We start from the raw sequence: 10,410 nt of genomic DNA on the forward strand, positions 1-10,410 counted from the left end.
CTTTTACTATTAACTGGTATTTATTCAGTAAACTTGACTAGTCAATTTATCGCGCGCCTTAGCTTTAGCATGCCCGGCGTTGTAGTACGTGCATGGGGTCGAGCCTGAACCTTCCCATACCTCAACACTCCCTTCTACATAAGCCCCTCAACGCCAACCGCCGAAAGGACTCCGCATGCCTACAGCCCCAACCCCGCAAATCCCCCCGGTCCAGCGCGAACTCAGCCTGCGTGCCGTCATCACCGGCATCGTTCTGGGCATTCTGCTAACACCTTCCAATGTCTACGCAGGCCTGAAGATCGGCTGGTCGTTCAACATGTCGATCATTGCGCTGCTGATTGGTTACGCCATCTGGCAGAGGTTGGCCAAACGCTCGCCCCACCAGCCGCCGTGGACGTTGCATGAGAGCAATATCAATCAAACGGTAGCGTCGGCGGCGGCGTCGATTATTTCCGGTGGGTTGGTGGCGCCGATTCCGGCTTATACCTTGTTGACGGGGCAGCAGCTGGATGCGATTCCGATGATGGCGTGGGTGTTTTCGGTGAGTTTCCTGGGAATCTGGATTGCGTGGTATTTGCGGCCTTCGTTGCTCAATGACACATCGCTGAAGTTCCCCGAGGGCATGGCGACGCTGGAGACGCTGCTGCACATCTAAAACCACGGCCGGGACGCGGCGACGTGGTTGAAGGTGTTACTCAGTGCTGCGTTGCTGTCCGGCTTGGCGAAGTGGGTCGATACGTTTGTATGAGCGTTCCCGCGCTGGTCGCCGAGTGCGCAGCTGGAGCGTTTGACGTTTACCGCAGACCCTTCGCTGTTATTGGTGGGGTTCGGTGCAATCATCGGCATTCGCGTGGGGGTGACGCTGTTGCTCGGTGCCTTGCTGGCGTGGGGCGGGCTGGCGCCGTGGTTATTGGCGCAAGGGCTGGTGACGTTACCGGCCGGCAGCAGTGGCCCGCAGTTCGCGGCGCTGGTGGAGTGGTTGCTGTGGCCGGGTGTGAGTTTGATGGTCTGCTCGACGCTGGCGTCGCTCGCAATTCGTTTATGCGGATTGCACAGGTCCACCAAAGCGAACAGCGGGAAGATCTGGGCCGTGCCCAAGGCGGGGCCTGCACTCGGTCTGCTGTTGTCGATCATTCTGGTGGTGAGCCTGCAGGCGCTGTTGTTCGGCACCAATCTGTGGATGGCACTGTTGACCATTCCTCTGGCCATTTGCCTGGCAGCGGTGGCCGCGAGGGTGGTTGGTGCGACGGGCATTCCGCCTATTGGTGCAATCGGGCAGTTATCGCAACTAAGCTTCGGCATCGTCGCGCCAGGGCAGGTGACGATCAATCTGATGAGCGCCAATACGGCTGGCGGTTCGGCCGGGCAATGCACCGATCTGATGAACGACTTCAAGGTGGGCAAGGCGATCGGGGCCACGCCACGCAAGCAGTTGGTCGCGCAGACGCTGGGAATTTTCGTCGGCAGTATCGTCGGGGTGCTGGCTTATATGGCGCTGATTCCAGACCCGCAAAGCATGCTGCTCACCGAAGAGTGGCCAGCCCCGGCGGTGGCCACCTGGAAGGCTGTGGCGCAAACCCTGACCCACGGGCTGAACTCGTTATCGACGAGCATCCGTTGGGCCATCTTTATCGCAGGCCTGGCGGGCCTGCTGCTGGGGGTTCTCGACAGCACGTTGCCCGCGAGTCGCGCCCGTTACTTGCCGAGCGCTGCTGCGCTGGGCCTGGCGTTTGTCTTGCCGGCTTCGGTGTCGTTGATGATGGCCCTTGGCGCGGTGCTCACGTGGCTAGTGAGCTGTCGCTGGGCGAGCCTTACCGAGCGCTTCGCGATTACTGCGGCAGCGGGGCTGATCGCCGGGGAAAGCATTACTGGAGTGGGGGCGTCGTTGTGGCAGATGTTTGGTAATGGGTGAGTGGTGGCGCTTTGGTGAGCCAAGGCTGATCGCCAATCGCGATCCGTCAGAAGCTCGCGAAAGCTGAACTCCAGTTTATGAGGTACTTCGGAGCACACCATGGGGCCAAGCCATTGACTGGGGCTCTGCGGGCAAGAGCTTCGTTCAGACACCGCATATCCCACTCCTCAGTGAGGGCTGCGCTCATTACCGCACACAACAAAAAGCCCACCATATGGGTGGGCTTTGGGTATTGCTGTATCATCTGTCCGTGGGAGGAGGCATAAGCCAGCTAGGCCCTCGGCAAGTGAGCTGACTATAAGGAAATAAGGAAATTCGCAGTTGTCGTCAATGTCGACTCTAGAAGTTGCAAAAGCAATCAGACTGTCCATTTCTTCTGCCCGGATTTCAACCTATGAAAATGCAGCGCTTGCTGTGGGCCGAGGTCTTGATGAGGCCATTACTTTATATGCCTGGAACGCCCTCGTCTCTGCAGCGTTCCTTACGCCTTTACATCTGTGCGAGGTAATTGTTCGTAACGGTGTTGCAGACGCAATCGCTTCGGTCTACGGCCCCCGATGGCCTTGGAGCCCTGGTTTCGAACAGAGCTTGCCGAATGTTACAGGCCCGGTTTTCTAGCCAAAACAAGAGCTTGCAAGAGCCGGACAGAAATGTGGCACAACCGGCGCCGTTATCGCAGAGTTGAAATTCGTCTTTTGGGAAAAAATGTTCACAAAACGGTTTGAAGGCCGTATCTGGACTCCTTATCTATACCGCTTTTTTCCAAACCTCGAAAAGTGCTTCACTGTATCTGCCCACCGAGCAAAGATCGCGGCTGATCTCGAACAAATCCGATTGCTTCGAAATCGAATTGCTCATCATGAACCAATCTTTTCACGAAACCTGAGAAGCGATTTTGCCGTTATCCAACGCTTGACCGAAACACGCTGCGCAGTTTCTGCAGACTGGATGAATGGCCAACAGCAGGTCATGTCAACGGTTGCCACTAAACCTTTTTAAACAGAGGTACAACCTCCGTGCCATTCCGTCTTCTGATACCGCCAATCGCATTTACTCTATCCATCCTCGCCGGATGCGCAGGTCCCTTGCCTGCGGTCAACCCGGACATGGCGTGGGTCGACATGCGCACTACCACCGGCCAACTGATCATGGCGGACAAGCTGGATGGTAAGAACACCTACGACGGGCGCTATTTTCAGGTGACGCCGGGCAGCCATGAGTTACAAGTGCGTTATGACTATGAGTACCGGTCGGGCGGCATGGGGATGATCGGCGACGAGTACACCGAGATCACGTGTTACGTCAGTGTTCGTTACGACCACTTCGCTGCCGGGCAGCGTTATGTGCTGGAGGTACGCTCACTGGCGAACAGTGTCGATGCCTGGCTTTACGATGCAGAGCGCAAGGTGGTGGCCGAGGAGGAAGAAGAGGGCGGGGTGCACTGCATCTGATCAGCGACCGTTGAGCTGGTAGATGATTTTTTTCGTACCGTTGTCGCAGCTGCCGACGATCATGCTGGGATCGGAAGCCTCTTCGTTGCTAACAATTTCCAGCGTGTAGGACGTGACGTTGTTGGCCTGGATCTTGGCTTCGATTTCATCCTTGAGTTCTTCACAGGATTTCGGTGCCGCCAAGGCGCTGGTCGCCAGCAAGGTACAGGTCACTGCCAGAATAAAACGTTTCATGCTCGACTCCTGATCAAAATCAAACCATGCGCCAATGAACGCATGACCGATGAAGCAAGCCAGCTTTATACAGGAGATGAAGGAGCGCACAAGGCGCTCCCGCAAAGCTCGCTGTGAATCAGCTCAACAACGTAGCGTCCAGAGTGATCTTGGCGTTCAATACCTTGGAAACCGGGCAGCCTTCTTTGGCCTTGTTAGTCAGTTCGTCGAACTGCTGCTGTGTAGCGCCTGGTACCTTGGCCTTGAGGGTCAGGTGCACGGCAGTAATCGAGAAGCCGCCATCGACCTGATCCAGAGAAACCTTGGCGTCGGTATCAATGCTTTCAGCCTTAAGGCCCGCTTCTCCGAGAATCATGGACAATGCCATCGAGAAGCAGCCTGCGTGGGCCGCGCCGATCAATTCTTCGGGGTTGGTGCCTTTACCGCCTTCAAAACGAGCGTTGAAGCCGTAAGGCGCTTCACGCAACACGCCGGTTTCCGTGGAAATGCTGCCGATACCGCTTTTCAGATCACCTTCCCAGTGGGCGGATGCTTTCTTGACGATGCTCATGGTGGCTCCTTCTTGGAATGAATTTGGATCGATGCTGTTACAAGGTTCTGAGGATGGACGACTCTGGAAAGTTCAACCGTCGGAAAGACCAAGCGTTTAAGTAGGTTTTTATCCACCTGCCATTGAAAAGCCAGACTTGCGCCCGCACTGCTGTTTCATCGTGGGCAGCTCTAGCAGCCAGCCCATCACAATTTGAGGAGCTACCCCGGCCTATGAAACGTCTGGCAGATGTAAAAATTTCCACCCTTGATCTGGTGCCGGTGCGCCACGACAAAGGGCCCGCCGATTCCCTGCGCAACTCGCTCAACCTTGCCCAGCATGTTGAAAAGCTGGGTTACAACCGCTTCTGGGTGGCCGAGCACCACAACATGGACGGCATCGCCAGTTCAGCGACCTCGGTGCTGCTCGCCTACCTGGCAGGCGGCACGTCGACCATTCGTGTCGGGGCTGGCGGAATCATGCTGCCCAACCATGCACCACTGGTGGTTGCCGAGCAGTTCGGCACGCTGGCCAGCCTGTATCCCGGTCGGATTGATCTGGGGCTGGGTCGCGCGCCGGGTTCCGATCAGATGACCGCTCGCGCCTTGCGCCGCGAACGCTCCGGCAGCGCCGAAGATTTTCCGGATGACGTCACCGAGCTGATGGAATATCTGGGGCCGCGTACGCCTGATCAAAAAGTGATCGCTGTTCCTGGCTCAGACACCAACGTGCCGATCTGGCTACTGGGCTCGAGCCTGTTCAGTGCTCAACTGGCAGGCATGCGCGGTTTGCCGTATGCCTTCGCGTCGCATTTTGCGCCGCGTTACATGCATGAGGCGATTCGCGTGTACCGCAATCACTTCCAGCCATCGGCCGTGCTCGACAAACCCTACGTGATGCTCGGCGTCCCGCTGTCCGCGGCAGACACCGACGAGCACGCCGAATACCTCGCGACATCTGTTTACCAGCGCATCCTGGCGCTGATGCGCGGGCACAGTCTGATGCAGCGCCCACCGGTCGAATCCATGGACGGCCTGTGGCTGCCGCATGAACGTGAAGCGGTGGCGAGCTTCCTGGGGCTGGCGATGGTTGGCGGCCCGGACAAGATCCGCGCCAAACTGGATGTGCTGCTTGAACAGACCGATGCCGATGAACTGATCTTCACGTGCGACATGTATGAGCACGAGGACAGGCTGCGGTCCTACGAGATTCTGGCGCAGGTCGCACAAGGCTGATAGCAACCTTTCGGGTAACAACGCGGGCTTCAAAAACAGCATCGCCCCGGACTGGATGACAGTCCGGGGCGATGCTGTTCGTGAAACCTGCAAACGGGATTAACCGGGCGAACCGACCGAAGTCAGGCCCGGCTGGCAATCAACCGCGCTGGTAAACGATTTCCTTGGTGCCGCCTTCGCAGGTGCCGACGACTTCTTTGTCGGCCGCGCTGCCTTTCTCGACCACTTCCAGCGTGTAGGACGTTACGCCCTTCGCCTGGAGTCTGGCGTCGATTTCACTTTTCAACTCTTCACATGGCTTGCCTGCCGCGAGGGCAGTGCCTGCAATGCTCAGCAAGCCTACAGCCAACAAAAACTTCTTCATGGGTAATCCCTCTCGTCCGGCCAAATGAAGACGCCATCGGAACAGGCGCCCATTGAAAACCCCCACGCCCACACATCAACCGTGTGGCCATATCTGAGTGTGTAGCGCAGGTTATGGCAATCGGCCAGCCGAAAGGTTCAGAAGGGCATCAGCTATTGGTAATGCGGAAGCCGACTTTCAAGGTGACCTGGAAATGCGCGACTTTGCCGTTTTCGATATGGCCGCGGGTTTCGGTCACTTCAAACCATTCCATCAGGTCGAGGCTTTTGCTGGCTTCGGCCAGGGCGTTGTTGATGGCGTCTTCGATTGTGGTCGTGGAAGAGCCTACGATTTCAACTTTCTTGTACGTGTGATGATCCGACATGGCAGTTCTCCTGAGGTCTGAAAAAGACGCGATATAGAGCGCGCTCCCTGCTTCTGTCAGGAGAAGGCGCGCAAAAGTTCAGACCTTTGCAAAAATCCCATCGCACTTTCCAAAAAGCCCGGAGTCGGAAACAACACGCCCACTCATCATTGCAGGAGAAACACCATGGCTACTACGTCACTTCGCAAAGCCTCGTTGCAGAGTATGGAAGCTGAAATCGAGAGCCTCCTGAAGTCCCTCGAGGGCCTGAAAGCCGACGCTACCGACGAGTCGCGCAAGACACTGAAAAATCTGAAAGCCAACGCTGAAAGCGCACTGAGCCATTCGCGCAGCCTGCTCAGCGATGTCTACGAAGACGTTAAAGAGAAAACCCGCGAAAACGCACTGGCAACCCGTGATTACGCTCAGGAACACCCTTGGACCACCGCTGGTGTTGCGGTAGGTGCCATTGGCCTGATCGCTGCCTACATGCTGTTCAAGCGCGGTAACTGATCAGTTTTTGATCGGTTCCCCGGACCGCTTCAGCTCATTTTTTAACCACTGAGCAAGCTGCTGCGCCCGTCCATCGGCCGCACGTCTGGGTACCCAAAGCGCCAGCTGCGCCGGGGTTTCACTGAACCCCCAAGGCGCAGCCAGGCGACCGGCCTTCAGGTCATCGATGACCAGAGGCTCGGGCGCAATTGCAATGCCAAGGCCCGCCACGGCCGCCTCCAGCAAATAATACAAATGCTCGAAACCCTGCCCGTAACGCAATGACTGCGGGTCGATACCGTTCTGCTGCGCCCAGCTTGGCCACGCCTGCGGACGCGATGTGGTTTGCAGCAACGATTCTTCCAGCAACGTCTCGGCAGGTGCATCGCACAAACGCTCGAATCGCGCGAAGCGTGGGCTCAATACCGGTCCGATCCGCTCGCTTGCCAGTTCGAATACCTGCATGTCTGCAGGCCACGGCGGCTCGGCGAATATCAGCAATGCATCCAGGCCGGGCCGGCGCGGATCAAGGTCGCCTTCACCTGCCGACAGGTGCAGGCGCAGGTCCGGCAACTCGGCATTAAGGCGGCTCAAACGCGGTATGAACCAGCGCGCCAGCAGGCTGCCGGAACACCCCAACACGAATGGCGCGTCTGCGCTGCCCTTGCTCAGTTCTGCACACACGCCGCGCAGCCGGTCGAATGCTTCGCCACTCACATCGCGTAACCGAATGCCTGCATCTGTGAGTTTCAAGCCTCGCCCGTCCTTGTTGAACAGGCTTACACCCAACTGTTCTTCAAGCACTTTCAATTGGCGACTGACAGCACCGTGGGTCACGTTCAGCTGTTCAGCGGCCTGACTGACGCTGCCAAGTCGGGCGGTACTTTCGAAGGCACGCAGGGCGTTGAGGGGAGGAAGGTCGCGGCTCATGATCTGTGAGTTTTCCTGACAGGTTGCAGCGATCTTATCGGTTTTCATCCAGCCGTGCGCTGGTTAAAGTGGACCCATTGCCAATACGGCTCAACCCATTCGCCCAATACTGCAACTGGAGCACTTCATGACCCAGACCAACTTCCGCAGCGGCCCCGACGCCAACGGCCTGTTCGGCTCATTCGGCGGCCGCTACGTGGCTGAAACCCTGATGCCGCTGGTGCTAGACCTCAACCGCGAGTACGAAGCCGCCAAGGCCGACCCGGAGTTCGCCAAGGAAATGGCCTACTTCCAGCGCGATTACGTGGGCCGTCCAAACCCGCTGTACTTCGCCGAGCGCCTGACCGAGTTCTGTGGCGGCGCGAAAATCTACTTCAAGCGTGAAGAGCTCAATCACACCGGCGCGCACAAGATCAACAACTGCATCGGCCAGGTATTGCTGGCCAAGCGCATGGGCAAAAAACGCCTGATCGCGGAAACCGGCGCGGGCATGCACGGCGTTGCTACCGCTACCGTCGCGGCTCGTTTTGGCTTGCCTTGTGTGATCTACATGGGCGCGACCGACATTGAGCGTCAACAGGCCAACGTGTTCCGCATGAAGCTGCTGGGCGCTGAAATCGTGCCGGTCACTTCCGGCACCGGCACCCTGAAAGATGCGATGAACGAAGCGCTGCGTGACTGGGTGACCAACGTCGACGACACCTTCTACCTGATCGGCACCGTGGCAGGCCCGCACCCTTACCCAGCGATGGTCCGTGACTTCCAGGCCATCATCGGCAAGGAAACCAAAGAGCAGATGCTGGAGAAGGAAGGTCGTCTGCCGGACAGCCTGGTCGCCTGTGTCGGCGGCGGTTCCAACGCCATGGGCCTGTTCCATCCGTTCCTGGATGACGCCAGCGTGGAAATCATCGGCGTTGAAGCGGGCGGTCACGGCGTCAGCACCGACAAGCACGCGGCCAGCCTGAACGGCGGCGTACCGGGCGTGCTGCACGGCAACCGTACCTACCTGCTGCAGGACGGCGACGGACAGATCACCGATGCGCACTCGATCTCTGCAGGCCTGGACTATCCGGGTATCGGCCCTGAGCACGCCTTCCTGCACGAAGTGAAACGCGTCGAGTACGTCAGCATCACCGATGACGAAGCGCTGGATGCCTTCCATCAATGCTGCCTGCTCGAAGGCATCATCCCGGCACTGGAAACCGCTCACGCACTGGCCGAAGCCATGAAGCGGGCAACCAACCTGCGCGACGACCACCTGATGGTCGTGTGCCTGTCCGGGCGCGGTGACAAAGACATGCAAACCGTCATGAACCATATGGCAGCCGCCGAAAAAACTCAGGAGCAGCTGGTATGAGCCGTCTCGAACAACGTTTCGCCCAACTGAAAACCGAAGGTCGTGCGGCGCTGGTCACCTTCATTACAGCCGGCGACCCAGGCTACGACACCTCGCTGAAAGTCCTGAAGGGCCTGCCTGCTGCGGGTGCTGACGTGATCGAGTTGGGCATGCCGTTCACTGATCCGATGGCAGACGGTGTGGCGATTCAGCTAGCGACCCTGCGTGCTCTGGACGCTGGCCAGACCCTGCAGAAAACCCTGCAAATGGTCAGCGAATTCCGTGTCGACGATCAGACCACGCCGATTGTGCTGATGGGTTACTACAACCCGATCCACCGCTTTGGCGTCGAAGCCTTTGTGGCGCAGGCAAAGGAAGCGGGCGTTGACGGTCTGATCATCGTTGACCTGCCTCCCGAGCACGACGCCGAACTGGCAACGCCTGCTCAGGCATCCGGTATCGACTTCATCCGCTTGACCACGCCAACCACCGACGATGCGCGCCTGCCGCGTGTGTTGGAGCGCAGCTCCGGGTTTGTCTACTACGTGTCGGTTGCAGGTGTGACCGGTGCTGGCTCGGCAACCACCGAGCACGTCACTGAAGCCATCGCACGCTTGCGCCGCCACACCAGTCTGCCGATCAGCGTCGGTTTCGGTATCCGCACACCCGAGCAGGCAGCAGCGATTGCGCGTCTGGCTGACGGCGTGGTCGTGGGCTCGGCGTTCGTTGATAAGATCGCCACTGCCGAGTCGCCTGAAAAGGCAATCGATGGCGTGTTGACCCTGTGCGCCGCATTGGCCGAAGGCGTACGTAACGCACGCAGCGGCTGAGGGTAAAGTTTCTGATACAGAGGAATCAAAGCGCTATCAGCGGTTCTATGTAGCACGACACAAGGGGTTCATGACCAATGTCATGAACCCCTTTTTGCTGCATTGAGTGAAGCTGAGGAAGCACCATGAAACTGCCAAACCGTTTTATCACCGGGCTGGGTATCTTGATGATCAGCGCCAGCCCGCTACTGCAAGCTGCACCACCGGATCAACGCGGTGATGGCCCGGACGACAATCGTGGCGTTCAACAGCCGGGGCCGCAGAGCAATGGCGGGCATAACGAGCGTGGCAATGACCGTGGACCGGGCAATGACAATGGCCGGGGTCCAGACAAGGGCCCGGGTAGCCAGCCACGCAGACAGGCCCATCAGGACAACCGTGGCGGCAACCGCCCTCCACAGGATTTCGGCCCGGTACGCGAGACCTTCCAGCAGCACCGCGACGTCATCGGCCGAGGCCAGCCGCTGCCACCTGGCGTACACATCGCCAAGGGCCGCCCGTTGCCACCTGGTTACGGCAAACGCCTGGACAACCGCTCGCTGCAATATCTGCCACATTATGACGGCTACGAATGGCGCCGCCTGGGCACCGACGTCGTACTGATCGCCGTGGGTTCGGGGATTGTGTATGCGATTCTGGATGGTGTGTTGAATTGATGGTCTGCTGACGCCCTTGAATGCGCGGTGACACACAGACTTGTGACGCGGAGCGTCACGAACGGCATTCCCACGCTGGAGCGTGCGGAACGATAATC

11 protein-coding genes and 2 pseudogenes are annotated in these 10,410 nt (G+C 58.4%); 8 read left to right on the plus strand and 5 right to left on the minus strand.

Features of this window, described 5'->3' with window-relative positions; translation table 11 throughout:
* Nucleotides 1–175: 175 nt before the first annotated feature.
* From AO068_RS25960 to AO068_RS25965, 3 genes and pseudogenes are all read left to right on the plus strand, one after another.
* Nucleotides 176–1,912 (plus strand): annotated as a pseudogene (locus tag AO068_RS25960) (OPT family oligopeptide transporter).
* 330 nt (nt 1,913–2,242) lie between these two features.
* Nucleotides 2,243–2,911, plus strand: a pseudogene (locus AO068_RS29545) (hypothetical protein).
* A 17-nt stretch (nt 2,912–2,928) separates the two neighbouring features.
* Complete coding sequence (locus AO068_RS25965) at nt 2,929–3,363, plus strand: PA0061/PA0062 family lipoprotein (protein WP_080394973.1); 435 nt, start codon at nt 2,929–2,931, stop codon at nt 3,361–3,363.
* Here the strand turns inward: AO068_RS25965 and AO068_RS25970 are convergent, their stop codons facing one another.
* Both AO068_RS25970 and AO068_RS25975 read right to left on the minus strand, forming a co-directional pair.
* Nucleotides 3,364–3,597 (minus strand): DUF1161 domain-containing protein, encoded by a 234-nt coding sequence (locus AO068_RS25970; RefSeq protein ID WP_011167298.1) that lies wholly within the window; start codon nt 3,595–3,597, stop codon nt 3,364–3,366.
* A 118-nt stretch (nt 3,598–3,715) separates the two neighbouring features.
* Complete coding sequence (locus tag AO068_RS25975; RefSeq protein ID WP_058402459.1) at nt 3,716–4,147, minus strand: OsmC family protein; 432 nt, start codon at nt 4,145–4,147, stop codon at nt 3,716–3,718.
* Nucleotides 4,148–4,359: 212 nt separating this feature from the next.
* Here AO068_RS25975 and AO068_RS25980 point away from each other — a divergent pair, with 212 nt between their 5' ends.
* Nucleotides 4,360–5,361: an LLM class flavin-dependent oxidoreductase gene (locus AO068_RS25980; RefSeq protein WP_004660365.1), complete on the plus strand. Its 1,002-nt coding sequence runs from the start codon at nt 4,360–4,362 to the stop codon at nt 5,359–5,361.
* Nucleotides 5,362–5,500: 139 nt separating this feature from the next.
* On the opposite strand, the gene AO068_RS25985 is transcribed toward AO068_RS25980, so the two are convergent.
* Both AO068_RS25985 and AO068_RS25990 read right to left on the minus strand, forming a co-directional pair.
* Nucleotides 5,501–5,725, minus strand: a complete 225-nt coding sequence (locus AO068_RS25985; protein ID WP_058402460.1) for a DUF1161 domain-containing protein — start codon at nt 5,723–5,725, stop codon at nt 5,501–5,503.
* A gap of 148 nt (nt 5,726–5,873) precedes the next feature.
* Entirely contained in the window at nt 5,874–6,089 is a 216-nt protein-coding gene (locus tag AO068_RS25990; RefSeq protein ID WP_003318455.1) for a dodecin, read from the minus strand.
* Nucleotides 6,090–6,254: 165 nt separating this feature from the next.
* Here AO068_RS25990 and AO068_RS25995 point away from each other — a divergent pair, with 165 nt between their 5' ends.
* Nucleotides 6,255–6,581: a DUF883 family protein gene (locus AO068_RS25995; RefSeq protein WP_003318456.1), complete on the plus strand. Its 327-nt coding sequence runs from the start codon at nt 6,255–6,257 to the stop codon at nt 6,579–6,581.
* Here the strand turns inward: AO068_RS25995 and AO068_RS26000 are convergent, their stop codons facing one another.
* Complete coding sequence (locus AO068_RS26000) at nt 6,582–7,538, minus strand: LysR family transcriptional regulator (protein WP_058402461.1); 957 nt, start codon at nt 7,536–7,538, stop codon at nt 6,582–6,584. It lies immediately after the preceding gene.
* A gap of 79 nt (nt 7,539–7,617) precedes the next feature.
* Here AO068_RS26000 and trpB point away from each other — a divergent pair, with 79 nt between their 5' ends.
* From trpB to AO068_RS26015, 3 genes are all read left to right on the plus strand, one after another.
* Complete coding sequence (gene trpB, locus AO068_RS26005) at nt 7,618–8,847, plus strand: tryptophan synthase subunit beta (RefSeq protein WP_058409849.1); 1,230 nt, start codon at nt 7,618–7,620, stop codon at nt 8,845–8,847.
* Nucleotides 8,844–9,656, plus strand: coding sequence for a tryptophan synthase subunit alpha (trpA, locus tag AO068_RS26010; protein ID WP_058402463.1), 813 nt, complete (start codon nt 8,844–8,846; stop codon nt 9,654–9,656). Before trpB ends, trpA begins: the two co-directional genes overlap by 4 nt.
* 125 nt (nt 9,657–9,781) lie before the next feature.
* Entirely contained in the window at nt 9,782–10,312 is a 531-nt protein-coding gene (locus AO068_RS26015) for an anti-virulence regulator CigR family protein (protein WP_058409850.1), read from the plus strand.
* The last annotated feature ends 98 nt before the right edge of the window (nt 10,313–10,410 follow it).

This window comes from Pseudomonas sp. ICMP 3272, assembly GCF_001466905.1.
Lineage (GTDB): Bacteria > Pseudomonadota > Gammaproteobacteria > Pseudomonadales > Pseudomonadaceae > Aquipseudomonas > Aquipseudomonas amygdali.